Here is a 24,255-nt window from a genome sequence, read left to right as displayed (position 1 = left end):
TAAGTGTAAGAGGTGATAAGAGTGAAATGGATAGATAGTCATATACATTTGGATCAATATGAAAGTAAAGAGCGAATGAATATATTAAGCGATGTGAAAAAAAGTGCTGAGATTGATGGATTAATTGGGGTATCAATGAACTATCATTCTTGTTATGAAATATTAGCTTTAGCAAAACAGTACCCGTTTGTATATCCAGCGATTGGTTTCCATCCAGAACAGCCGATTCAGAAAGAAGAATGTGAACAAATTTATAAACTTATTGAAGAGCGAAGAGAACAGATTGTTGCTATCGGTGAGGTTGGTTTGCCATATTATTTAAGACAAGAGCAGCCGAACCTTGCATTAGAAACGTATATAGAGGTATTAGAACGATTTATGATTTTGGCTAAGAAATATCATTTGCCAATTATATTACATGCAGTTTATGAAGATGCAAATATTGTTTGTAATCTACTTGAAAAGCATGGAATTTCACATGCTCATTTTCATTGGTTTAAGGGAAGTAAAGAAACGATGAAGAGAATGATTCGAAATGGTTACTATATTTCTATTACACCAGATGTTTTATGTAAGGAAAAAATTAGAAACATCGTCTCGTTTTATCCGTTACAATATATGATGGTAGAGACAGATGGACCTTGGAAATTTCAAGCGAATCAAATGACACATCCGAATATGATTAAAGACGTATTAAAGGAAATTAGTGTAATCAAAAATGTTCCGATAGACGAGGTGGCGAAGCAAATATATTGGAATACAGTTCAGTTTTACTCAATTAAGACAGAATAGAAAAGCCGAGTATGAATGAATTTTTGTTAAATCAGTCTAGAGCACGATGCTGTAGTATATGTTTGTTTGCTATGATAAAAGTTGTAGCAGGTTGCTAGAATCATATAGGTAGAAGGATGAAAAGGAGAAAATTTCAGCAAAGAAAGAGGTAAAAGTAGTGAAAAAATTCTTTGTAGGATTTCTAGTTGTTCTTGGAATGTATTTATATTTTCAAGGTGAAACGGAAGGAATGGAAAGATGGACAAAACAGACAAGTTATGTCGATTCAGAGGAAGCAAAGCAAATAAAACAAATTATTATAGAAGAAGCAAAGAAGGTAAACCTTCCAGAATGGATTCCTCTTACAATTGCTGAACATGAAAGTCGTTTGAATCCAAGAAGTGTTGGAGATAATGGCACTTCATTTGGGTTGTTTCAATTGCATCGCGGCGGTGGACTGGCTCCAGAGCATGTAACAGATGAACAACTAAAGGATCCTCGTACAAATGCTCAAATTGCGATGCCTCATCTACTGAAAGGTTATAAAAGAGGAGTACAAAAAGGGCTAACTGATTTTGCTTTATTAAAATATATCGCGAATACATCTGGATGGCCAGGAAACCTAGGGACTGAGTGGACGGATCAAAATATGAAATATAATGAAGGGTTGCAAGAGGTATATTACCGAAATAAAGGAATCGTAAAAGAGTAGGGCATGTAGCCGCTACTCTCTTTATTTATATTTGTTTTTCGGGTCATCCAATCGTATTCTTTTCGTTTAAAGTAGTGTTTCAATTGCTGTTTTATCTCTTCTAACTTAGTAGAAACGCTTTATGAAAAGAAAAAATAAAAGACAAGATATCCAATGTACGTATAGATATCTTGTCTTTTATTTTCTCGATAGTTTTTTCTTTTGATTGCCTTTTGCGCATAAGGAAATGTGTATAACGATGGCCTTCTGCATATTCCTTTTCCCCTTTTACTGTTGATTTAATTCTTGGCTAACAGCTTTTGCATCAATTAAAGCATGAAGAATCATTTTGACCATGTTCATCATTTTTGCTCCTCCTTTTATAATTGATTCAATTCTTTTACAACTGCTTGTCCGTTTACTAACACCTCAAGGATTGCTTTTACGATTTCTTTCATCATGATTATTTCCTCCTTTTGTGATCTTTTGTTTCTATCTTTATTGTATAGGGAGGCATCATTTCGCACTATCGCTTTCCATTACGTGAACATAACAGTTTTGTAAGATTAGATGTGAAGTTTTGAAATGTTTAGTCTATCTTCATTATTTTCAGAAAAATGACTATTCAAACATGGAATGGGGCAGTATAATATAGAAGTAAGTATTAAATTTCGTACGAAAGGAGTGAATGAGATGAAACGTTCTTTAGCTTCGCGCGCAAAATTTTTAGATTTTATTTATTTTTGTCGTGCGATTTTTCATGATGTGATTGCTAACGGGATACGTATGCCCTTTTTTAGCAATTGCATAGTAGCTATTGAACGATAGAAATCTCTTCACCCATTTTATAAACGTGTGAAAAGGGAGGCTATTTGGCTTCCTTTTTCTATGCCAAAAACCATGGGGAAAGTTTCTTTCCTTGTGGTTTTTTACGTTGAAAGGAGTACGGAAAATGATAATTTGTAGTGTAAACAATATAATGAAATCTTTTGGTGGAAACATCATATTTAAAAATATATCGCTTGAAATTAAGGCTGGTGAACGAATTGGATTAGTTGGCCGAAATGGTAGCGGAAAGACGACGGTTTTTCAATTGTTAACAGGAACTGAGAACGTAGATGCGGGTGCTATTCATATGAAGAAAGGAACCCGTATTGGTCACGTAGCACAAATTCCGAAATTTGCTGATGAAATGACTGTATATGATGTATTAAGCGCTGCTTTTGTAAAAGAGAAAGAATTAGAAATAGAAATGCGTAGTTTAGAGAAACGTATGGCGGAGGAGCAAGAACCAGCTGATTTACAAAAATTGATGGAGAAATATGGAGCAGTACAGGAACAATTTGCATTCTTGGGTGGCTATGAAATAGAAGCGAATATCATGAAGGTAGCAAATGGTCTACAAGTGAAGGAACTATTTCCACGAATTTTTACGCAGTTAAGTGGTGGGGAACAAACAAAGGTGAGTCTGGCCTATATGTTATTGCAGAAACCAGATTTATTGCTGTTAGATGAACCAACGAATCATTTAGATTTATTTGCAGTGGAGTGGCTTGAGCAATTTTTAAAAGAGTATATAGGAACAGTTGTTGTCATTTCGCATGATCGTTATTTTCTTGATGAAGTTGTTACGAAAATTTTCGATTTAGAAGACGGGGAGCTTCATGTCTATCATACGAATTACTCACAGTTTGTAGAGGAGAAAGAAGAACGATTATTGCAAGAGTTCCAGTCCTATCAAGAGCAACAAAAGAAAATAAAGAAGATGAAAGAAGCAATCAAGCGTTTGAAAGAATGGGCAAATCAGGCGAATCCTCCCAATGAAGGGTTGCATAAACGCGCGCGAAATATGGAACGTGCATTAGAGCGCATGGAGAAGTTAAAAAGGCCGATTTTAGAAAGAAAAAAGATAGGGCTTCAATTTGAAGGACAAGAGAGAAGTGGAAAAGATGTTGTTGTAATGAAGGAAGTTAGCAAAAGTTTTATGAATCGTACTTTATTTCAAGAAGTTAATTTACATGTTCGTTTTCAAGAGCGATCCGCTATTGTTGGACGTAACGGTACAGGGAAAACAACATTATTAAAGCTATTGTTAGAGGAAATGAAACCGGATGCTGGCGAGATTCGAATTGGTAGTGGTGTGAAAGTTGGTTATTTATCGCAGCATGTATATGAGAATGTGAAATGTAATGTGTTAGAAGAATTTAGAGAATATGTAGCTGTAAATGAAGGAGAAGCTCGCCATATATTAGCTCGTTTTTTATTTTATGGTCCAGCCGTTTTTCAAAATGTCAATCAGCTTAGTGGTGGTGAACGGATGAGATTGCGTTTGGCACAACTTATGTATCAAGATATAAATTTCCTTGTGTTGGACGAACCTACAAATCATCTTGATATCGAATCAAGGGAAGTGTTGGAAGAAGCACTTGAACAATATAATGGAACAATCCTTGCTGTTTCACATGACCGTTACTTTTTAAATAAGTTATTTGAGAAAACGTATTGGATTGATGAACATAGATTATTTGAATTTGCGGGGAATTATGCTTGGGCACGTCAGAAATGGGCAGAAAGAATAGAGAAAGAAGAAGTGAAACAACAAGAGACTCTAAAAATTAAAGGAATAAATGTAAGAGTAAAAGAGAAAGAATTTAGTAGTATAGACGAACTTGAAAATAAGCTTGTGCATATAGAAGAAGAGATATATGGACTGAAGTTTACAATGGCAGAAACAAGTGAGGTTGAAGTATTGGAGCGGTTATATAAAGAAAAAGCAGAGAAAGAACGATTACGAGTGGAATTATATAATCGATTAGATAGTATGATGGAATAGATGAAAAAACAAGTCACCTTCTCAACATATGTGAGGGTGACTTGTCTTTTTCATGTCCATTAAATCGAGGTGTAAATGGTATAATTTTCTTGTTATAAGTGAAATCCACATTTTAAAATGCGAGGAGAATTGTATGTTAAAGTATGCACGCATCATTACGATTATTATGATCTGTTTAGTATATATCAACAATGTTTCACGTGAAACGATCGGTTTGCAAGTATTTATTGGTACTGCATGTTTTGTTTATATTTTGAATCATGTGTTGCTCTTTCAGCCACAAAAAGGAAAAAAACGTGATTTTTATATATTTCTAACCAATGGAATTGTTACAGCACTGCTTGGATTTTTATTTCCTGAAACATCTTTATACTTGATTATATTTGGAATTGAAGCGGTAGGAGTATTTATTCACACATGGCGGAAAGAAGTTGTATATTTTTTTGTAAGTTTTTTCTTTATATGTTGGTTTTCTATTTTGTTATATACATATCAATATACAGGGAAGGTAGAATTGGATACAAACGCCATTAACTTTATGTTTGTACTCTTTAGTGCTTTAGCAGGGAGTTTAATAAGAAAGCTGACCGTAGCACATCAAACAGTTGATGAACAGTATGAAAAATTAATATCATCTCATACGGCTTTAAAAGAAGCACATGAACAACTACGGCTTTATGCGAAGGAAGTAGAAGAATTAACTGCCGTTCGGGAACGAAACGATATTGCTAGAGAAATTCATGATACAGTGGGTCATAATATGACAGCTTTACTTGTACAACTGCAACTTGCCGAAGCTTTATGGAAACAAAAATCAAATGTGACAGAGGATGTTTTACGTACATGCCATGAATTAGCTAAAAAATCTCTCCAAGAGGTAAGAGCTTCGGTACGTGCGCTGAAGGAAGAAAAGAATTTAGGGAATATAGTGGAGAATATGCGAGAAATGTTAAGTGAGTTTTCAAAAGCGGCGACAGTACAAGTAACCTTTCACTTAAAAGGAGATCCGATTGTTATTCCATTATCACTACAGCCAACTTTATTACGTATTATGCAAGAATCTTTAACAAATGCGAAACGTCACGGAAAAGCTAGTGCATGTGAAGTTGAATTATTTTGTGACAGTGAAAAGGTAATGTTATCAATTTCTGATAATGGCATTGGTGTGAATGAAGTAAGTCCTGGCTTTGGATTAATGAATATGAAAGAACGCGTAGAGGAACATGGAGGAGTAATTCGGTTTGAAAGTGAGATAGAGAAGGGATTTCGGCTAAAAGCTGAGTTCCCGTTAAAAGAAAAAACATGGGTAATAGGAGGAACGAAATGATTCGTATTATGATTGTGGACGATCAGTCGCTGATTCGTGACGGTTTAGCAATGTTATTAAACTTGCGTCCAGAACTTGAGGTGGTAGGGACAGCAAGTGATGGGGATGAAGTTGTTGAGAAAATAGAAAAACTGCAACCTGAAATTATTTTGATGGATATTCGAATGCCTCGAGTAAATGGGGTGGAAGGAACGAGATTAGTAAGAGAGGAATTTCCCGAAATCAAAGTGCTCATGTTAACGACATTTAATGATAGTGAACTTATTTTTGAGGCGTTAGAGCAAGGCGCAAGTGGTTATTTATTGAAGGATATGGAGACAGATGCGATTGTTCAAGCGATATTAACAGTCCATGGCGGAGGTGCTGTTCTTCCACAAAATATAACAGCACAAATTGTAAAGGAATTAAAAAGAACAAAAGTTGTAGACGCATCAGAACAAAGTGCTCCAAAGCAAATAGAACAATTAACAGAACGTGAAATAGAAGTATTAAGGGAAATCGGCTTTGGACTCAATAATAAAGAGATTGCTGAAAAGTTGTTTATTACAGAGGGGACTGTAAAAAATCATGTTTCCAGCTTAATTAGCAAGCTAGAACTTAGAGATCGGACGCAAGCAGCTATATATGCAGTGAGATATGGTATTACTACATACACATGACTTTTAGCATAGAGAAATCGAAAAAAGCAGCCAATGATGCTGCTTTTTTATTTTACATTTCTATCTGAGGGAGGATGGAAGAGAGGGAGCATTCTTTTACAATGGAACTGTAGATGAATGTAAGGAGGATGAACCGTCATGTTAGCTGTGGAACATATTGTGAAATCTTTCGGAAAGAGAGAGGTTGTACAGAATGTATCTTTTGAAGTACACAAAGGAGAGATATTTGGGTTACTTGGTCCAAATGGCGCTGGAAAGTCAACGACGATAGCGATGATTTGTGGGCTTATTCCTTATGATAGTGGTGATATTAAAGTTGGAGGAAAGTCTGTAAAAGAGTACCCATTAGATATAAAAAAGAAAATCGGAATTGTTCCACAAGATATTGCTTTATATCCTACGCTTTCTGCGAAAGAGAATTTAATTTTCTGGGGGAAGATGTATGGATTAAGTGGAGCTGTTGCTAAGAAACGATCAGATGAAGTGCTTGCATATGTAGGATTACAAGATCGAGCGAAAGATAAAGTTGAAACATTTTCAGGAGGAATGAAACGCCGAATTAATATTGGAGCAGCGCTCATGCATGAGCCAGAGTTGTTAATTATGGATGAACCGACAGTAGGAATCGATCCACAATCGCGAAATCATATTTTAGAAACAGTAAAGAAATTAAATGAAAAAGGTATGACTGTTATTTATACAAGTCACTACATGGAGGAAGTAGAGCATTTATGTGAACGGGTTGCAATCGTTGATCATGGAAAAGTGATTGCAGTCGGAACAAAAACAGAGCTATGTAATCGTTTGACAGATGGCTTTATGGTGAAAGTGCAGTTGAATCATTTCACTCAGGAGTTATTGGGAAAATTAAAGGCAATTCCTACTGTAGAACGGGTTGTTATCCATGAGGAGACAAATACCCTTGATATTGGACTGCAGAATGGAGCAGCTGTTGGTACTGTTGTTTCGGTAGTGGTAGAAAATCAAGCGCAAATTGTAAGACTTGAAGTGCAAGAACCGAATTTAGAAGCCCTTTTTTTACAATTAACAGGGCGGTCACTTCGCGATTAGGGGGAGAAGATTATGAAAAGCCTCATTGTAGCATGGAAAGATGTAAAGATTCGTGTCATCGATCGGCGTGGAGTTATGATGATGTTACTAATGCCATTACTACTCACAGCTATTTTAGGATCGGCACTAAGCAACATATTAGATAACGGGGGGTTACCTAAAACAGTAATCGGCTATTATCAAGAAGGACCGGATGACTTTGGTGAGATGCTTCGAAAAGACATATTGCAGTCAAAAGAGCTAGAGAAGGATATAAAAGTAGAGATTGTAACGTCACAAAGTGAGCTAGAGGACCTATTAAAAAAACAAAAAATTGATGTTGGGGTAATCATACCAAGCAGCTGGAGTGAACAGATAGAAGAAGGAACATTAAAAGAAGCAAAACTAATGACGAATCCAGCAAAAGATATGCAAGCAAAAATTGCTGAATCGATGATTCGTTCTTTCACAGAACAGGCACAAACAATCGCAGTTTCTACTAAGGTCGTTATTACAGAGTTAGCAAAGTCGCAACCTAAAAATATAGAACAAATTGCAAAAGAAGTAAGTACGAATTTACAAACAGTGGCTACTTCCAATAGAGATGAAGTTGAAAAAGGAACCATCGGTAAAAAGACAGTCACTGCCATGCAATATTATGCAGCAGCTATGGTAGTCATGTTTTTATTATTTAATATAACAGTTGGAGCGAAATCTATTATAACGGAGCGAAGAACAGAAACGTTAGCAAGGTTATTTAGTACCCCAACAAGTTCATTCTCTATTTTATTAGGAAAATTCTTTGGAACATTGTTATTTTCTTTTATTCAATTTGGCGTATTTGTATTCGCTACTCATTATGTATTTCATGTGAATTGGGGAGGGAATATACTTCAGATGATAACAGTAGGAATTGCCTATGCCATTTGTGTTTCTGGATTATCGATGCTTATTGCAGCATGGATTCATGAAGAGAAGACGGCAGATTTAATGGGCGGGATTGGAGTTCAATTACTCGCTTTATTAGGCGGATCTATGCTACCGCTTTATGCATTTCCAGACAGTCTTCAAACCATTGCTCATATTGCTCCAAATAAATGGGCGCTGACAAGTTTTTTAAACATTATGTCGGGAACATCTTGGGGTACATTACTTCCAGTTATCTTAAGTTTGGCTAGTGCAGGATTTGTTTCAGTAATCATTGGGACGGTTCGTCTACGCATGAGATAGGAGGAGAAGAAATGAAAAAAATTTGGGCGCTTTGTTCGTTAGAGTTAAAACAAGTTTTCACGAAACCGCAAGGCTATATACTCATGTTTGGAATGCCAATCATTTTTACACTCATATTTGGAGGTTTGTTAAGTGGAAGTGGAGATGAAAAAGTAAAGATTAGTTTAGTAGATTATGATCAGTCAAAGTTGTCTCATTCGTATTATCAAGAACTAAGAGGGAATCATTTCATTACGATTGAAAAAGGAACTTTAAAAGAAGCAAAGCAGAGAGTTGAAAATAAGAAGTCTTCGGGTATTGTTATCATTCCAAAGGGATTTCAAGAGAATGTGATAGCTGGAGAGTCGGGGAAAATGAAATTTCAATCAAGCGCTGATTTTACAGGAAGTTCTTCTGTAGAGCAAGTTCTGCAAAGTACGATTAAAAAAATGAAAATTGAGGTAGCAGCAGCAAAAAAACTCGAACAAACAGGGGGAACTTCTTGGAAGGATATATATGAAAGCATTCATGCAAAAGTAAAACCGGTCTCAATTGAAAAAGATTCTATAGCAGGGGAGAAAAATTTGAATCACATGGCAGGGCGTGCAGCAGGGTTTTCTATTTTATTTGTTATGATTGTTATGCTAAGTGCAACAGGGACGATTTTGAAATCAAGGCAAATAGGAGTATGGTCTCGCCTGCTCGAAACTCCTACGTCAAAAGCTCAAATACTAGGCGGATATATACTTTCATTCTTCTTAATCGGATGGATTCAATTTGGGGTCTTGATGGTATTAACGAATCGTTTGTTTGCTGTTCAATGGGGAGATATGCTAGGAATTATTATGCTTGTATCGGTACTATTACTAGCGGTCATTGGTTTGGCGCTGTTAGTAGCGAGTATTGTAAAAACGGCCGAGCAACAGTCAGCGCTAGGGAATATTGTTGTGATTTCAACATGTATGATAAGCGGTCTATATTGGCCGATTGAAATTGAACCGGAATGGATGCAGCAAATTGCCAATTTTGTTCCGCAAACTTGGGCAATGCGCGGATTTACCGAGTTAATTGTAAGAGGTGGAACTTTCATTGATATAACGGGTTATATTGGTATATTACTGTTGTTTGCAGGTGTATTTTTTATCATTGGTTTAACAAGAATACGTTATGAATGAAAAAAGCAGAGTTTACAGCTTTAAGCGCTGAGCTCTGCTTTCTTTCTGGGTATCGTCCTCTCCTAAAGAGATGATAATAGCCATTCCAAGTATGAAGAAGAACGCTAAAAAGAGGACGAACTTTGGGAAGAACGGGAATAAAAGCAATGCTCCCACAATCATGATTGTCAATGCCACATAGTGCAAGACATATTGGAATAGTTTGTCCATATTTTCGCCCCCTTTTTGGTCATTTGTTAGTAGTTTATGCATAGGAAAGAAAGAATAGAATGATTTTTATGATTTTATATATATAATTCATTTTTTTAGATGAATTAGTAAAAAAATAAAAATATTTAAATAGAATGAATTGACAAAAAATATTCAGAGATGTAATCTAATAACAATAAAACCTATCGGAAATGTATGAATAAAATTATTTACCCCCTCACGAACATTTATTTTTTAAATATAAAACCAATTTTTTCGATAGGTTTTATGATTTATTTAAGGGCAATTTAAGAAATATTTAGGAAAGTTAAGGTGGGGACAATGGAGAAAAAGTCAAAAAGATGGGCTAGTGTATTTTCGATTTTACTAAGTAGTTCACTTGTATTATCTGCTTGTGGGGGAGGAGAAGAAGAGGTTTCAACAGAACCTGCTAAGCAGCAGGACTTGAAGAATCTCAAAGTTGAAAAAATCGCAGCTACAGATAAGACGAAAGTTCCAGACAAAGCAAAAAACAGAAAGGATACGCTGATTGCTGGTATTTCTAAACCAGGGGGTGTTTTCTTACCATATTTTCAAGATAACGGTTGGGATGGAAACGTAACATCTGTTATTTTTGCTTCCCTTGTTACAACAGATAAGCAAGGGAAACCAGTTCCCGATTTAGCGGAAAAATGGGATGTTTCTCCCGATCAATTAACATACACATTCCACTTGCGTAAAGATGCAAAGTTTAGTGATGGTTCACCGTTAACAGCGGATGATGTGGCATTCACATTAACACTTTTACATGATCAAGCATATGAAGGTAGCGATTCTATTTTGCAATATGCGATTAAAGGTGGAAAAGAGTACAGAGAAGGGAAGGCAAATGCTATTGAAGGTATTCAAATTATTGATCCACAAACAATTAAAATTACAACAGAGAAAGTAAATTCTCAAGCTTTACTCGCTTTAGGAGGACCAGTATTATCGAAGGCATATTACGGTAAGGACTATAAACAAAATACAAGTTTAGATTATTTAAAAGAGCTGTATGGTAAACCGCTTGCTGCGGGCCCTTATAAATTTGAAAAATATATTCCTGGGCAAGAAGTTCGTTTCGTAGCGAATGAACATTATTATGCAGGAGAACCGAAAATTAAAAACTTTATTTATAAAATTACGTCAGCAGATACGAAATTTCAACTATTCCAAACAGGTGAGATAGACTATACAGGTGTTGGAACAGGTGATGAAATTTTAGAACAAGTAAAAAGCTTAGGATTTGCCAATATTGAAATTGAGACGGCATCTTCATTCTCTTATATAAAAATAAATAGTAAAAAGCCATATTTAAAAGATAAAAAAGTTCGACAAGCACTTATCTATGGATTAGATCGTAAAAAGTATGTGGATACAGCCTTGAAAGGTTACGGTACGGTAGCAAACGTACCAATTCATCCAACTTCGTGGGCTTATACAGAAGATGGGATTAATAAGTATGAATATGACAAAGAAAAGGCGAAGAAATTGTTAGATGAGGCGGGATGGAAAGTCGGTTCGGATGGAATTCGGGAAAAAGACGGTCAAAAATTAAAAGTAACATATTATGGTGGAAGTTCAGCAAAAGAGGGTGATCTATTCATCCCGATTGCGAAAGAGAATTATAAAGAAATAGGAATTGAGTTTAACCCAGAGTTTATGGATTTTAATACGATGCTTTCAAAAGTGAACAAAGGTGACTATGATTTAGCTGCTGTTGCAACCCCAATTACAGTAGATCCAAGTGAACCGGTTAGTGGTTATTCATCTGAAGGGGATGGAAACAAGCTAGGATATAAAAATGAAAAAGTTGATGAGTTAATTCAAAAAGGGCTTGAAACAATTGATATCGAGAAAAGAAAACCGATTTATAAAGAACTATATAAAGAATTAAGTGATGATCCACCTGTTATTCTATTAAACTACCGTAAAATTATTACAGCTTACAACGCAAATATAAAAGGAATTGATCCTGAAAAATATGACGGTATTAGTTCTAATTTACCTGTATTATCAATTGAAAAATAAAGATCAGTCCGTATAAATAGAAGACATTTTTTCATTCGAAATGCTGAATGAAAAAATGTTCTTCTATTTTAAGTACATAAGATTGGGGAGACGAAGGGTGAAAACATATATCATTCGTAGGTTGTTACAAATGATCCCTACACTGTTTGGTACATCTATTATTATCTTCTTCTTATTCGCACTTTTACCAGGGGATTATATTGATTCGAATCCGAAGATTACGCCAGAAAGAGCTGCAGAGCTTAGGGAACTATATGGGTTAAACAAACCAATTATGGAGCGTTACGTTCATTGGTTAGGTAATGCATTACAAGGGAACTTTGGCTTTTCTTTGCAATATCAAGAATCTGTAACATCGCTATTAAATAAATTTATTTGGAATTCGTTTATGGTAGCGATTGTAGCTTTATTTTTTATTTGGTTAATTGCGCTTATTGTTGGAGTATTTTCAGCAATAAAACAGCACTCCTTATTCGATAAGCTTGTGACAGTCGGAGTTTTTGCTGCAATGTCATTTCCGTCATTCTTTATTGGTCTATTTCTGATTAAAGTCTTTGCTGTAGATTTTAAATTGTTACCAATAGGTGGAATGATTGATGTTGGTAGTAATTCAACCGGTTTTGCTTATGTTTTAGAAGTTGCTAAGCATATGATCCTACCGGTATTTATTTTGACACTTCTTGGCGTAGGATCGTTAACTCGTTATTTTAGAACAAGTATGCTTGAGGTTGTAAGACAAGATTATATTCGCACAGCACGAGCAAAAGGGCTCAAGGAGAAGGCTGTTATTTATAAACATGCACTAAAAAATGCAATTTTACCAGCCATTACATTGCTCGCATTTGAATTACCAGGGTTATTCTCTGGTGCAATTATTATTGAACAAATTTTTAACTGGCCTGGAATCGGAAGCATTCAATTAGAGGCATTAAATTTTCGAGATTATACAGTATTAATGGGCTTTACAATGTTTCTTTCTGTTTTAACGATTGTTTCAAATTTCTTAGCGGATATTGTATATGCTGTTGTGGATCCGCGTATTCGGTTGCAGTAAAGGGGGGAAAAGAGATGGAAGTTGTTACAACAAATACAGAGATAAAGAAGAAAAAGAAAAGAAGAAATGAATCGTCGCCATGGCGACAGGCTTATAGGAAAATTAAGAAAAATAAAATGGCGTTAGTCGGGTTTTATGCATTGATTTTTATGTTTTTATTTTGTTTTATTGGGCCATTCTTTTCACCATATGCATCTGGAAAAATACAAGTTACTTTAATGAATAAACCACCTAGCTCGTTACATTGGCTTGGTACAGATCAACTTGGAAGAGATGTATTAACAAGGCTTATGCAAGCGGGGCGTATATCACTAACAATTGGTTTGGCATCAATGGTTCTATCGGTAATTTTAGGTGCTTTATTAGGTGCCATTTCTGGTTTTTATCGAGGTATTGTTGACAACGTTATTATGCGCCTTGCCGATATTTTAATGTCAATGCCAGGATTACCTTTACTCATTATAATGGGAGCTATTTTATCAGAGTGGAAGATCCCATCAAACTACCGTCTTTATGTCATTATGATTATTTTAAGTTTGGTGGGTTGGCCAGGACTCGCTCGTCTTGTTAGAGGGCAAATTTTGTCGCTTCGGGAACAAGCCTTTATGCAAGCAGCTGATGTGTTAGGTTTGAAAGATTATCGTAAGATTGTGTATCACTTAATTCCGAATGTATTACCGTTATTGATCGTTGTATCTACCTTAGGTGTTGCAGGGTCTATTTTAGGAGAGTCAGCACTCAGTTATCTAGGTCTTGGAGTTGTTCCACCTACACCTTCATGGGGAAATATGATTAATGCAGCAAACTCGCTAATTGATTTCCAAAAGCGTCCGTGGTTATGGATTCCACCAGGGTTTGCTATTTTTATAACAGTTGTATCAATTAATTTACTTGGTGATGCACTTCGTGATGCATTAGATCCAAAGATGAAGCGGTAGGTGAGATGAATGAGTAGAGCGATAGTAGAATTAAAAGATTTACAAACACACTTTCAAACGGAAGAGGGGATTGTGAAAGCTGTTAATCATGTGAGCTTTTCTGTTCGAGAGGGAGAAATTGTTTGTGTGGTCGGTGAATCAGGATGCGGGAAAAGTGTAACGGCTTTATCTATTATGGGGCTTATTGATGAATCCGGTCGTATTGTTGGTGGTGATATTCTTTACGAAGGGAAAAGTCTGTTAGGAATGAAAGAGAAGGAGCTTCGTAGTTTAAGAGGAAATGACATCACGATGATTTTTCAAGAGCCAATGACATCTCTTAACCCCGTATTTACTGTTGGGGAACAAATTGTTGAGACATTACGAGAACATGAACTTCTTAGTAAAAACGAAGCATATAAAAAGGCAATTGAACTCATTCGGAAGGTTGGGATTGCACGTGCAGATGAGATTGTTCATTCCTATCCACATGAATTAAGCGGCGGAATGTTGCAGCGAATTATGATTGCTGTCGCTCTTAGTTGTAATCCTAAATTGTTAATTGCTGATGAGCCAACAACAGCTCTTGATGTTACGATTCAAGCGCAAATATTAGATTTATTAAGACAAGTCAAAGAAGAATTCAAAACATCTATTTTATTCATTACACATGATTTAGGTGTTGTAGCAGAAATGGCGGATTATGTTGTTGTGATGTATGGTGGAAAAGTCATTGAAGAAGCGAAGGTATTAGAGCTATTCCAAAATCCGAAGCATCCATATACAAAAGGTTTGCTAAAGTCAAAACCAGTAATGGGGAAACGAACAAATAAACTGTATTCCATTCCTGGGCAAGTTCCAAACTTAGTTGGATTAGGGGAGTTTTGCTACTTTAGTGGTCGCTGTGAGCATTGTATGGATATATGCAGAAATGCAGCGCCAGACCTTAAGGAACATGAAGATAATCATAAAGTAGCATGCTGGTTATATGAGGAGCGTGCTGAGAAATGAGTGAACCATTATTAGAAGTAAAGAATTTAAAAACGTATTTTCCGGTTAAAGGCGGTGTATTTAGGAGGACAATTGGACATGTAAAGGCGGTAGATGGGGTTAGCTTTGCAATCAATAAAGGTGAAGTATTCGGTCTAGTTGGTGAATCTGGAAGTGGGAAAACGACGATTGGGAAAACCATTCTTCGTCTCGTTCAAAAAACAGAGGGTGAAGTAAAATTTAAAGGGGAAGATATTCACTCGTTATCGAAAGAAGAGCTGCGAAAATATCGTCCCAATATGCAACTTGTATTCCAAGATCCATTTAGTTCATTAAATCCACGGATGCGAATTGGTGAAGCGCTTGGTGAACCAATGTTAGCCCACGGTTTAGCAACAAAAGAAAATGTTCGGGCAAAAGTGTTGGAAGTATTAGAGCTGTGTGGATTAGCCCCCTATCATATGGATCGTTATCCGCATGAATTTTCCGGAGGACAACGCCAGCGTATTGTGATTGCAAGGACGATGGTATTAGATCCAGAATTTATTGTTGCCGATGAACCCGTTGCAGCGTTAGATGTATCGATTCAAGCACAAATTATTAATTTGTTTAGTGAGTTGCGTGAGAAAAAAGGTCTTTCCTACTTATTTATTTCGCATGATTTAAGTGTTGTGGAGCATTTATGTACGAAAATAGGGATTATGTATTTAGGGAAAATTGTCGAAACGGCTTCTCGTGATCAATTGTTTATGAATCCACTTCACCCGTATACAAAAGGGCTATTATCTGCGGTACCAATTCCCGATCCAACTGTGAAGCGTGAACGAATCATTTTGCAAGGTGATGTTCCAAGTCCAGCTAATCCACCGTCAGGCTGCCGCTTCCATACGCGCTGCCCATTTGCAACAAATATTTGTAAGCAAGCTGTACCAGAATTTCGAGAGGTTGAGGAAGGACATCATGTTGCTTGTCATCATATATAAATAAAAAGGCTCTTTCAAATGGTGAAAGAGCCTTTTTATCACTTGCTGGATGATGGTTGTTTTAATACATATTGTTTAATTGCGTGCGCAACGCCATGTTCATCATTTGTTAATGTAACTACATCACATAGTTTCTTTACATCTTCTTCGGCATTTCCCATTGCGACAGATAGGCCTGCTATTTCAAGCATTGGTACATCGTTAAAGTTATCACCAATTGCCACGGTATCTCCAAGCGGAATGTTAAAATGTGCTGCCATTTCTCGTAGCCCATTTCCTTTATGACCGTCTTTGTCCATAATTTCCAAGTTTGTTGGTGCCGACGCTGTAACCATAATCTCTTTATCTTCTTGTAAAGTTTGTAGTAGTGCCGAGCGGTGTCCAGCATGGAAAGTTAAAATAAAGAATTTAGATATTTCTAAGTCTGCATTACTTATGACATCTTCAATTTTTTGAAAATCAGTAATTAGATTCGATTTTTTTTGTTTCTCTGTAATTCGTTCCAATTCTTCCATTGTAACGTCAAGTTCATGCTTATTTTCCTCAAATGTACGCATGACTTGTCCATTCCAATTATAAGGAGCGTAGACTCCTTGGTTTGTATATAATTTATACGGAAAACCTTCAGATTCTAATAATTTTGCAAGCTTGTATACTTTATCATTTTGCAAACAGCGAGAATTAATTACGTTTCCATCCACATATACAATTGCCCCATTGCTTGCCCCAACTGGAAGTGATAACTCATATTCTTCCAACACCTTTAAAGCATCTTCTTTTGCACGGCCAGAACAAATCATTACAATATGCCCAGCTTCTTGTGCAGCATGAATTGCTTGTAAGTTTTCTTTGGAGATTTCAAGATTAGATGATAAAAGTGTACCATCCATATCTAATGCGATTAATTTCAAAATGACCACCTCTTTGCTTTTATTATACATAGTTATGTTGAGGAAATATATCAACTTTGAGATAAAAAGTAGAAGTCAGGAAGTAATCTATTTTAAGGAGAGATAGGAAAGGGGCGTTATCATTCGTTTATCCCGTAACAGCCCGATTGGCGAGGGCTTATAAAGGTTCACTTTCATACGCTTATTTTTATGAATGTAATACAAATGTTACATTAACGTTACAAACGATAAAACGACAGAAATCCTTATATAAAAGGATATGAGTATATATTTTTTATTATCTTGTAAAAAAACGTCATAAATTTTGCAAATGATATTGCAGATGAAGAAAAGTTATGTTACATTATTGTTACAAAGGTTACACAAAACAAATCATTGTAACAATAAGATGAAAACTATGAATCAATCATTTCTTTAAAATGATATAGAGATACATATAAAAGGAGAGGGAAAATATGAACAAAGAGCAAGTGTTACAAGTAACGAAAATGGATTTTTTAGGATCAGCAAGCGGGGCAGCAGCATTAACAGCATTCATCGTATTTTTAGCTAACGTTTTAGCGTAAGAATTGAAATACATATGCAAAATGAAGGGAGCATAAACAATATGGAAAACAAAGAAGCATTACAAGTAACAAAGATGGATTTCTTAGGATCAGCAGGTGGAGCAGCAGTATTAACAGCGCTAATCGTATTTCTTTCAAGTGTTTTAGTATAATAGAAGTTTTATGCTTCATATATAAATAAAAGGAAGGGAGAATGAGGAATATGGAACAAGTATTACAAGTAACAAAGATGGATCTTTTAGGAACAGCAAGCGGAGCAGCCGTGTTAACAATGTTAATCGTATTCCTTGCAAATGTATTAGTATGATGAATAGAAATAGAAAGAATTTTTCATATTTGATTCGAACCATTATTCTAACAAGATAAAAGCTCTAACATATTATCAATAATTAATATGTTAGAGCTTTTTTTATTTTTGGGTGTTTTGTTTCTTTGTTGGAAATGAGCTAACTTTTACATAGAAAAAAGTCGAATTTTATATGGGAGAAAAAAGAGGAATTTGACAGAAAAAATAGAAAATTTAAAAAGTCAGAAATTTGTTAGCTTGCTAACTAATTTGCTGTTAGTACCTAGAAGAATTTTCGAATGGTTTTAAGTATGTCATATTCAATTCATTTACAGGGGGATGAGAAAGTTATGAAACAAAAATCTATGGATGCGTTGACTACACAAATGGAGGATTTTTTCCCAGTACGTGATGTAGACCATGTAGAATTTTATGTAGGAAATGCAAAGCAGGCAAGTTATTATCTCGCGAGAGCATTTGGCTTCAAAATTGTAGCTTATTCTGGATTAGAGACAGGAAACCGCGAAAAGGTATCTTATGTTCTTGTACAAAAAAATATGCGCTTTGTTGTGTCTGGAGCGTTAAATAGTGATAACCGTATCGCGGAATTTGTAAAACTTCATGGAGACGGGGTAAAAGATGTTGCGTTACTTGTTGACGATGTCGAGAAAGCATACTCAGAAGCTGTGAAACGAGGTGCTGTTGCAATTTCTCCTCCAGAAGAGTTAACAGATGAGCATGGAGCATTAAAAAAAGCAGTAATTGGTACGTATGGGGATACAATTCATACGCTTATAGAGCGTAAAAACTATAAAGGAACATTTATGCCTGGCTATGAAAAAGCTGAGTTCGAAGTTCCGTCAGAAGAATCAGGTTTAATTGCTGTTGATCATGTTGTCGGTAACGTTGAGAAAATGGAAGAATGGGTTAGCTATTACGAAAATGTTATGGGCTTTAAACAAATGATTCATTTTGATGATGAAGATATTAGTACGGAATATTCTGCGTTGATGTCAAAAGTTATGACAAATGGAAGCCGTATTAAATTCCCAATTAATGAACCTGCAGAGGGAAAACGAAAGTCGCAAATACAAGAATACTTAGAGTTTTACAATGGTGAGGGTGTACAGCATCTTGCATTGTTGACAAATGATATTGTCAAAACAGTTGAAGCGCTTCGTGCCAATGGAGTTGAATTTCTAGACACACCAGATACGTATTATGAAGAATTAACTGCACGTGTTGGAGAAATCGATGAGGAAGTTGAAAGATTAAAAGAGCTTAAGATTCTAGTAGACCGTGATGATGAAGGATACTTACTACAAATTTTTACAAAACCGATTGTAGATCGTCCAACATTATTTATTGAAATTATCCAGCGTAAAGGCTCTCGTGGATTCGGAGAAGGGAACTTTAAGGCGTTATTTGAATCAATTGAAAGAGAGCAAGAACGTCGCGGAAACCTATAAAATGTGTATCCACCAGTAAGAAATCGGGCTGCTGGTGGATACGTTATTTGATGATAAGCAAGGAGGAGTATTGATGAAATTTGTTACGTTTCGTCTTCCTTCACAAGAGATGCGAGCAGGGTGGTTAGAAGGCGATCAAGTGATTGATATGAATATAGCAAGTGGTGGCGTACTTCCTTCTACAATGCTGGCTTTTTTAGAGAAAGCTGATGAGCACTTAGAGATTGTACGTCGTATTCAAAAGCCGACAAGTGGTATATACCCGTTAGAACATGTAAAACTTTGTGCTGCACTTCCGAATCCGAGCAGTATACGCGATTTCTATGCATTTGAACAGCATGTCAAAACAGCTCGTGGGCGTCGCGGTTTAGATGTCGTTCCTGAATGGTATGATATTGCGGTTTTTTATTTTACGAATCACCGTGCTGTAATTGGTCCAGAACATGTTGTCATTGGACCGAAGAATACTAAAAAGCTTGATTATGAATTAGAAATTGCTTGTGTTATAGGGAAAGAAGGTAGAGATATTCCACGTGAACAAGCGGAAGAGTATATTTTTGGTTATTGTATTATGAATGATTGGAGTGCAAGGGATTTACAAGCAAAAGAGATGAAAGTTGGGCTTGGACCAGCAAAAGGAAAAGATTTTGCCACTTCATTAGGTGCTTATCTTGTTACAAAAGATGAGCTGGACACATATCGATTACAGGATCGTTATAACTTGGAAATGACCGCCCGTGTAAATGGAAATCTCTTATCCAAAGGGAATTTTCAAGATATTTATTATACGTTTGCAGAAATGATTGAACGTGCCTCTGAAAATGTTACGTTATACCCTGGAGATGTAATAGGTTCTGGAACAGTAGGGACTGGATGCATTTTAGAATTAGGGACGGAGCAGTGGCTACAAGATGGCGATGTGGTAGAACTTGAAATTACAGGATTAGGTACACTGCGTAATATAGTTAAAAAAGAAACGAAAGCAGGTGATGACCATGTATTATCGTCACATGGGAGAACTTCCCCATAAAAGACATGTACAATTTCGTAAAAAAGATGGATCACTTTACCGTGAACAAGTAATGGGAACAAAAGGTTTTTCGGGAACACAATCCATTTTATATCATCACTATATGCCGACGGAAGTAGAGCACGCTACATTAGCGTATTCTTGTCAATTACAGTATGAAGAAGAGGGGGCGCTTTCGCATCGTCATTTTCGTACGAAGGAGAATCAAAAGAAAGGCGATGCAATAAGTGGGAGGAACTTTATATTAGGAAATGAAGATTTATTAATTGGCGTCGTACATCCGACGGAAAAAATGGATTATTTTTACCGTAATGGTGATGGAGATGAGATGTTATTTATCCATCATGGAACTGGAAAAATCGAAACGATGTTTGGAACGATTCATTATCGAAAAGGAGATTATATAACGATTCCAATCGGTACAATATATCGAATAATTCCAGACGAAGGTGAATCTAAGTTTCTTGTTGTAGAGGCGAATAGTCAAATTACAACACCGCGTCGTTATCGGAATGAGTATGGTCAGTTATTAGAACATAGTCCTTTCTGCGAGAGAGATATTCGCGGTCCAGAGAAACTGGAGACATATGATGAAAAGGGTGAATTTGTCGTTATGACAAAATCACGTGGATCTATGCATAAGCATGTTTTAGGTCATCATCCGTTAGATGTCGTTGGTTGGGACGGATATTTATATCCATGGGTCTTTAATATTGAGGATTTTGAACCTATTACAGGCCGCATTCATCAACCACCACCAGTTCATCAAACATTTGAAGGGCATAACTTTGTTATTTGTTCTTTTGTACCTCGTTTATATGATTACCATCCTAAGGCTATTCCAGCACCGTATTATCATAGTAACGTGAATAGTGATGAGGTTCTGTATTATGTAGAAGGAAACTTTATGAGTAGGAAGGGTGTAGAAGAGGGGTCTATTACACTCCATCCAAGTGGAATTCCTCATGGACCGCATCCGGGAAAAACAGAAGCGAGTTTAGGGAAAAAGGAAACAATTGAATTAGCGGTTATGATTGATACATTCCGTCCATTGCGCATTGTAAAACAAGCTCATGAAATGGAAGATGAAAAGTATATGTATAGTTGGATTGAAGAAAATTCATATACAGTTAAATAGAAGAAAAAGCATGTTCAAAAAATGAACATGCTTTTTCTTTTTGGAATCGACAATGTATAGAATAGCAAAAATAACCAAAAAAAGATATATAGATATAATGTTTGTTTCCTTTTGATTAGTTGAGATGTAATGTTGTAATATTTATGCGCTACATACGATGTAGGAAATGGTGAGCGACATGTGTTTTTCATAATAACGGAATTTTTATTTTGAAAATTTACATTTTTCTGTAATTGTTATAACATAATAAATGGCTAAATAAAGGGGGAAAAATATGAAGGAAACATGGCGTGAATTGAGAGGGATGGATCGTAATGTATGGATTCGATTTATAGGAGAAACGTTAAATGGAATTGCGATGATGATGTTGATGCCGTTTTTTGCATTGTACTTAAAAGATCGTGTAGATTCCTTATTTCAGGTAGGAATTATTATGGCGCTTTCTCCTGTCGCAGCGAGTGTCGGTTCTCTTATAGGGGGAAGAATTGCTGATATATATGGAAGAAAGCCTATTATGATTTTTTCGATGGCTAGTAATGCGCTCTTGATGCTCGGCTTTTTATTTATAGAAGGATTTATTCCTTACGCTATATTATCTACTCTTTTAGGATTTAGTAACTCGTTATTTCATCCAGCGGCATCTGCGATGGTAGCTGATGTTACTGCACCTGAAAAAAGAACAGAAGCATATGGTTTATTGCGGATGGGACATAATATTGGTGCAGCAATTGGACCGATTCTAGGGTCATTGGTCGTTGTACTATCAAAAGACCTTGTGTTTATTATTGCAGCATCTACTATGTTGTTTTATACATTGCTTGTCTTCATATTAATTCGTGAAACAATGCCGAAAGCTCAGGTTGGTCAGGTAAAGAGTGAAAGTAAGCAAAGAGGTTCTGTTTGGAAAGTTGTTTTAAAAGATAGAGTTTTAATGATTTATTTATTGGCAGGAATTATTATTTCAATGGGATTTTCTCAAACGGAGGGAATGCTCCCGCTTCATTTTGATAATGAAATGAAAGATATATTTGGGAAAAATAATCCGTATCCATATTTAATGGCTTTAAATGGTCTGTTAGTTGTTTTATTTCAATTTCAAATTTCTAAATGGGCAACAGATAAGCCAGTTGGGAAGACGATGTTATATGGTGCGTGGTTATTTGGATTTGGTTTGTTTTTTATAGGATGGGTACCAAAGTGGTTTGGCAGCTTTGGAGCCAATGCCACAGTTCTCTTCATCACATTGCTAATTATATATGCTATATACACATTAGGAGAGATGATTATGTCCCCTGTACAAATGACATTTGTTGCTAATTTGGCACCGGAACATTTACGCGGGACATATATGGGTGTGGCAAGTTTACAATGGATTACAGGGAATGCGTTTGGCCCTCTTTTAGGAGGTGTGTTACTTGACCGTTTATTAGGACACTTATTATTTACAATTTTAGGGATAGGGTGTATAGTAGCAGGTCTTGTATACATATCATTAGATTATCTTGTTGAAAAGAAGCAAAAGGAAAATGTAGTAAAGCAATCTTTATAATGAATAGGTGACATACACAAAAGGGATGAGTTTTTCATATTTTAGGTACATAACTAGATGCTTTCATAATCTTACTTTAAAGGACGTTTTTCTAGATCATCAAGAAAATTATATACTTCCAATAGAGAAACCAATAAACGGTGCTTTTCTGTTGTTTGTGGAAGTTTCATTTTATTTCAAATAGAACTACCTATTTTTATAAAAAGTGCTAAAATAGAAAAATGAAAACAATTGGTTAGGGTGATTTCATTGACGAAAATTAAATTAGGTTTATTATATGGTGGAAAATCAGCAGAGCATCAAGTTTCATTACAAACAGCTCTAGCTGCTATTAAAGCATTAAATCAAGAAAAATTCGAGATTCATCCAATTTATATTACAGAGCAAGGCCAATGGATGCGTGGGGAACGCATTGAAGGCGAAGTAACAAGTGTGGAAGCTTTACAAATGAGTGGAGAAGTGAATGCAATTTCTCCGGTATCACTAAGTACAGAAATTATCCCTGCACCTGCTTCTAAGCAAGAGGAAGCAATTGATGTTATTTTCCCATTGCTACACGGGCCAAACGGTGAAGATGGAACAGTACAAGGACTATTAGAATTAATGAACATACCATACGTTGGAAATGGCGTGTTGGCATCAGCTGCTGGTATGGATAAAGTTGTGATGAAAAATATTTTTGCAGAAGCTGGATTAAACCAAGCAAAATATACATCTTTCGTTCGAAGTGTATGGGAGAAAAATCGTGAAGAAGCTTATGAAAAAGTAGAAGAAGCGTTAGGATATCCATGCTTTGTAAAACCAGCAAACCTTGGATCAAGCGTTGGTATTAATAAATGTAAAGATCGTGAAGAATTAGAGAAAGCATTTGAGGAAGCGTTCCAATTTGACCGTAAAATTATTGTAGAAGAAAATATTATCGGTCGTGAAGTGGAAGTGGGCGTTTTAGGAAATGATGATCCGAAATGTTCTGTTGTAGGTGAGATTGTACCTAAGAAAGAATTCTATGATTATAAATCAAAATATATTGATGGTGATACAGCATTAATTATCCCTGCTGAAATTACAGAAGAAGAAACAGCTACAATTCAGCGAGATGCGATTCGGGCATTCCAAGCTTTAGATGGTGCGGGCTTAACGAGAGCTGACTTCTTCTTAACAAAAGATGGCGAAGTTTATATTAATGAAGTAAATACAATGCCAGGATTTACACCATTTAGTATGTTCCCATTATTATGGCAACATACGGGATTGCCATATCCGGAGTTAATTGAAGAATTAATTCGTTTAGCAATTGAGCGTCACAAGGAAAAACAAAAAATTAAATATACAATCTAACAAAAAAGGAGGAGGCACTATTCATAAGAATAGTGCTTCCGCTATGTAAG

At 35.9% G+C, this 24,255-nt stretch carries 24 protein-coding genes; 22 read left to right on the top strand and 2 right to left on the bottom strand.

What is annotated here, in order from left to right; all coding sequences use genetic code 11:
• Positions 1 to 21 precede the first annotated feature (21 nt).
• From MR063_RS15205 to MR063_RS15165, 9 genes are all read left to right on the top strand, one after another.
• Positions 22 to 792 carry a TatD family hydrolase gene (locus MR063_RS15205; RefSeq protein WP_242199082.1) on the top strand — a complete coding sequence of 257 codons (771 nt, stop codon included), beginning with the start codon at positions 22 to 24 and terminating at the stop codon, positions 790 to 792.
• A 157-nt stretch (positions 793 to 949) separates the two neighbouring features.
• A complete protein-coding gene (locus tag MR063_RS15200) occupies positions 950 to 1,483 on the top strand; it encodes a transglycosylase SLT domain-containing protein (RefSeq protein WP_242199080.1) in 534 nt (177 codons plus the stop codon).
• Positions 1,484 to 2,155: 672 nt separating this feature from the next.
• Positions 2,156 to 2,290, top strand: coding sequence for an RAxF-45 family protein (locus MR063_RS15195; protein ID WP_313929434.1), 135 nt, complete (start codon positions 2,156 to 2,158; stop codon positions 2,288 to 2,290).
• A gap of 124 nt (positions 2,291 to 2,414) precedes the next feature.
• Positions 2,415 to 4,295, top strand: a complete 1,881-nt coding sequence (gene abc-f, locus MR063_RS15190) for a ribosomal protection-like ABC-F family protein (protein WP_242199076.1) — start codon at positions 2,415 to 2,417, stop codon at positions 4,293 to 4,295.
• A 133-nt stretch (positions 4,296 to 4,428) separates the two neighbouring features.
• The gene (locus MR063_RS15185) at positions 4,429 to 5,622 is read left to right on the top strand and encodes a sensor histidine kinase (protein WP_242199074.1); all 1,194 of its coding nucleotides are present in this window, start codon (positions 4,429 to 4,431) and stop codon (positions 5,620 to 5,622) included.
• The gene (locus MR063_RS15180) at positions 5,619 to 6,281 is read left to right on the top strand and encodes a response regulator (RefSeq protein WP_242199073.1); all 663 of its coding nucleotides are present in this window, start codon (positions 5,619 to 5,621) and stop codon (positions 6,279 to 6,281) included. Before MR063_RS15185 ends, MR063_RS15180 begins: the two co-directional genes overlap by 4 nt.
• Positions 6,282 to 6,419: 138 nt before the next feature.
• The gene (locus MR063_RS15175; protein WP_242199070.1) at positions 6,420 to 7,352 is read left to right on the top strand and encodes an ABC transporter ATP-binding protein; all 933 of its coding nucleotides are present in this window, start codon (positions 6,420 to 6,422) and stop codon (positions 7,350 to 7,352) included.
• A 12-nt stretch (positions 7,353 to 7,364) separates the two neighbouring features.
• On the top strand, positions 7,365 to 8,561 hold the full coding sequence (locus MR063_RS15170) for an ABC transporter permease (RefSeq protein ID WP_242199068.1): 1,197 nt from the start codon (positions 7,365 to 7,367) through the stop codon (positions 8,559 to 8,561).
• 11 nt (positions 8,562 to 8,572) lie between these two features.
• Positions 8,573 to 9,715, top strand: a complete 1,143-nt coding sequence (locus MR063_RS15165; protein WP_242199066.1) for an ABC transporter permease — start codon at positions 8,573 to 8,575, stop codon at positions 9,713 to 9,715.
• 12 nt (positions 9,716 to 9,727) lie between these two features.
• Here MR063_RS15165 and MR063_RS15160 read toward each other — a convergent pair whose 3' ends face one another.
• Complete coding sequence (locus MR063_RS15160; protein WP_041809369.1) at positions 9,728 to 9,925, bottom strand: hypothetical protein; 198 nt, start codon at positions 9,923 to 9,925, stop codon at positions 9,728 to 9,730.
• A gap of 321 nt (positions 9,926 to 10,246) precedes the next feature.
• Between MR063_RS15160 and MR063_RS15155 the strand changes: the two genes are divergently transcribed.
• From MR063_RS15155 to MR063_RS15135, 5 genes are all read left to right on the top strand, one after another.
• A complete protein-coding gene (locus MR063_RS15155; RefSeq protein WP_242199064.1) occupies positions 10,247 to 11,974 on the top strand; it encodes an ABC transporter substrate-binding protein in 1,728 nt (575 codons plus the stop codon).
• 97 nt (positions 11,975 to 12,071) lie between these two features.
• Positions 12,072 to 13,028 (top strand): ABC transporter permease, encoded by a 957-nt coding sequence (locus tag MR063_RS15150; RefSeq protein WP_242199062.1) that lies wholly within the window; start codon positions 12,072 to 12,074, stop codon positions 13,026 to 13,028.
• A gap of 14 nt (positions 13,029 to 13,042) precedes the next feature.
• Positions 13,043 to 13,966, top strand: a complete 924-nt coding sequence (opp4C, locus tag MR063_RS15145) for an oligopeptide ABC transporter permease (RefSeq protein ID WP_242199060.1) — start codon at positions 13,043 to 13,045, stop codon at positions 13,964 to 13,966.
• 9 nt (positions 13,967 to 13,975) lie between these two features.
• Positions 13,976 to 14,956, top strand: coding sequence for an ABC transporter ATP-binding protein (locus tag MR063_RS15140; RefSeq protein ID WP_242145365.1), 981 nt, complete (start codon positions 13,976 to 13,978; stop codon positions 14,954 to 14,956).
• The gene (locus MR063_RS15135) at positions 14,953 to 15,918 is read left to right on the top strand and encodes an ABC transporter ATP-binding protein (protein ID WP_242199058.1); all 966 of its coding nucleotides are present in this window, start codon (positions 14,953 to 14,955) and stop codon (positions 15,916 to 15,918) included. Before MR063_RS15140 ends, MR063_RS15135 begins: the two co-directional genes overlap by 4 nt.
• A 38-nt stretch (positions 15,919 to 15,956) precedes the next feature.
• Here the strand turns inward: MR063_RS15135 and MR063_RS15130 are convergent, their stop codons facing one another.
• Positions 15,957 to 16,829: a Cof-type HAD-IIB family hydrolase gene (locus tag MR063_RS15130; protein ID WP_242199056.1), complete on the bottom strand. Its 873-nt coding sequence runs from the start codon at positions 16,827 to 16,829 to the stop codon at positions 15,957 to 15,959.
• A gap of 455 nt (positions 16,830 to 17,284) precedes the next feature.
• Here MR063_RS15130 and MR063_RS15125 point away from each other — a divergent pair, with 455 nt between their 5' ends.
• From MR063_RS15125 to MR063_RS15090, 8 genes are all read left to right on the top strand, one after another.
• The gene (locus MR063_RS15125) at positions 17,285 to 17,395 is read left to right on the top strand and encodes a DUF3948 family protein (protein WP_242199055.1); all 111 of its coding nucleotides are present in this window, start codon (positions 17,285 to 17,287) and stop codon (positions 17,393 to 17,395) included.
• A gap of 41 nt (positions 17,396 to 17,436) precedes the next feature.
• Positions 17,437 to 17,547, top strand: coding sequence for a DUF3948 family protein (locus MR063_RS15120; RefSeq protein ID WP_048721294.1), 111 nt, complete (start codon positions 17,437 to 17,439; stop codon positions 17,545 to 17,547).
• A gap of 41 nt (positions 17,548 to 17,588) precedes the next feature.
• Positions 17,589 to 17,702 (top strand): DUF3948 family protein, encoded by a 114-nt coding sequence (locus MR063_RS15115; RefSeq protein ID WP_242145814.1) that lies wholly within the window; start codon positions 17,589 to 17,591, stop codon positions 17,700 to 17,702.
• 329 nt (positions 17,703 to 18,031) lie between these two features.
• Positions 18,032 to 19,150 carry a 4-hydroxyphenylpyruvate dioxygenase gene (hppD, locus tag MR063_RS15110; protein ID WP_242145813.1) on the top strand — a complete coding sequence of 373 codons (1,119 nt, stop codon included), beginning with the start codon at positions 18,032 to 18,034 and terminating at the stop codon, positions 19,148 to 19,150.
• Between the two features lie 73 nt (positions 19,151 to 19,223).
• Positions 19,224 to 20,180, top strand: coding sequence for a fumarylacetoacetate hydrolase family protein (locus MR063_RS15105; RefSeq protein ID WP_242199051.1), 957 nt, complete (start codon positions 19,224 to 19,226; stop codon positions 20,178 to 20,180).
• Entirely contained in the window at positions 20,146 to 21,318 is a 1,173-nt protein-coding gene (locus tag MR063_RS15100) for a homogentisate 1,2-dioxygenase (protein ID WP_242199048.1), read from the top strand. Before MR063_RS15105 ends, MR063_RS15100 begins: the two co-directional genes overlap by 35 nt.
• 274 nt (positions 21,319 to 21,592) lie before the next feature.
• Positions 21,593 to 22,867 carry an MDR family MFS transporter gene (locus tag MR063_RS15095; protein ID WP_242199046.1) on the top strand — a complete coding sequence of 425 codons (1,275 nt, stop codon included), beginning with the start codon at positions 21,593 to 21,595 and terminating at the stop codon, positions 22,865 to 22,867.
• Positions 22,868 to 23,116: 249 nt separating this feature from the next.
• Entirely contained in the window at positions 23,117 to 24,205 is a 1,089-nt protein-coding gene (locus MR063_RS15090; protein WP_242199043.1) for a D-alanine--D-alanine ligase, read from the top strand.
• The last annotated feature ends 50 nt before the right edge of the window (positions 24,206 to 24,255 follow it).

The sequence above is a fragment of the Bacillus cereus group sp. BfR-BA-01492 genome (assembly GCF_022662815.1).
In the GTDB taxonomy this organism is placed as follows: Bacteria; Bacillota; Bacilli; order Bacillales; family Bacillaceae_G; genus Bacillus_A; species Bacillus_A cereus_BD.
Note: the sequence above shows the minus strand (reverse complement) of the source record. Positions and strands in the feature narration are given on the sequence as shown.

Coding starts and splice junctions, on each gene's coding strand:
- opp4C (WP_242199060.1), top strand. CDS start 13,043: ATGGAAGTTGTTACAACAAATACAGAGATAAAGAAGAAAAAGAAAAGA.
- abc-f (WP_242199076.1), top strand. CDS start 2,415: ATGATAATTTGTAGTGTAAACAATATAATGAAATCTTTTGGTGGAAAC.
- hppD (WP_242145813.1), top strand. CDS start 18,032: ATGAAACAAAAATCTATGGATGCGTTGACTACACAAATGGAGGATTTT.
- MR063_RS15140 (WP_242145365.1), top strand. CDS start 13,976: ATGAGTAGAGCGATAGTAGAATTAAAAGATTTACAAACACACTTTCAA.
- MR063_RS15195 (WP_313929434.1), top strand. CDS start 2,156: ATGAAACGTTCTTTAGCTTCGCGCGCAAAATTTTTAGATTTTATTTAT.
- MR063_RS15160 (WP_041809369.1), bottom strand. CDS start 9,925: ATGGACAAACTATTCCAATATGTCTTGCACTATGTGGCATTGACAATC.
- MR063_RS15185 (WP_242199074.1), top strand. CDS start 4,429: ATGTTAAAGTATGCACGCATCATTACGATTATTATGATCTGTTTAGTA.
- MR063_RS15105 (WP_242199051.1), top strand. CDS start 19,224: ATGAAATTTGTTACGTTTCGTCTTCCTTCACAAGAGATGCGAGCAGGG.
- MR063_RS15125 (WP_242199055.1), top strand. CDS start 17,285: ATGAACAAAGAGCAAGTGTTACAAGTAACGAAAATGGATTTTTTAGGA.
- MR063_RS15170 (WP_242199068.1), top strand. CDS start 7,365: ATGAAAAGCCTCATTGTAGCATGGAAAGATGTAAAGATTCGTGTCATC.
- MR063_RS15115 (WP_242145814.1), top strand. CDS start 17,589: ATGAGGAATATGGAACAAGTATTACAAGTAACAAAGATGGATCTTTTA.
- MR063_RS15135 (WP_242199058.1), top strand. CDS start 14,953: ATGAGTGAACCATTATTAGAAGTAAAGAATTTAAAAACGTATTTTCCG.
- MR063_RS15095 (WP_242199046.1), top strand. CDS start 21,593: ATGAAGGAAACATGGCGTGAATTGAGAGGGATGGATCGTAATGTATGG.
- MR063_RS15175 (WP_242199070.1), top strand. CDS start 6,420: ATGTTAGCTGTGGAACATATTGTGAAATCTTTCGGAAAGAGAGAGGTT.
- MR063_RS15180 (WP_242199073.1), top strand. CDS start 5,619: ATGATTCGTATTATGATTGTGGACGATCAGTCGCTGATTCGTGACGGT.
- MR063_RS15155 (WP_242199064.1), top strand. CDS start 10,247: ATGGAGAAAAAGTCAAAAAGATGGGCTAGTGTATTTTCGATTTTACTA.
- MR063_RS15100 (WP_242199048.1), top strand. CDS start 20,146: ATGTATTATCGTCACATGGGAGAACTTCCCCATAAAAGACATGTACAA.
- MR063_RS15120 (WP_048721294.1), top strand. CDS start 17,437: ATGGAAAACAAAGAAGCATTACAAGTAACAAAGATGGATTTCTTAGGA.
- MR063_RS15165 (WP_242199066.1), top strand. CDS start 8,573: ATGAAAAAAATTTGGGCGCTTTGTTCGTTAGAGTTAAAACAAGTTTTC.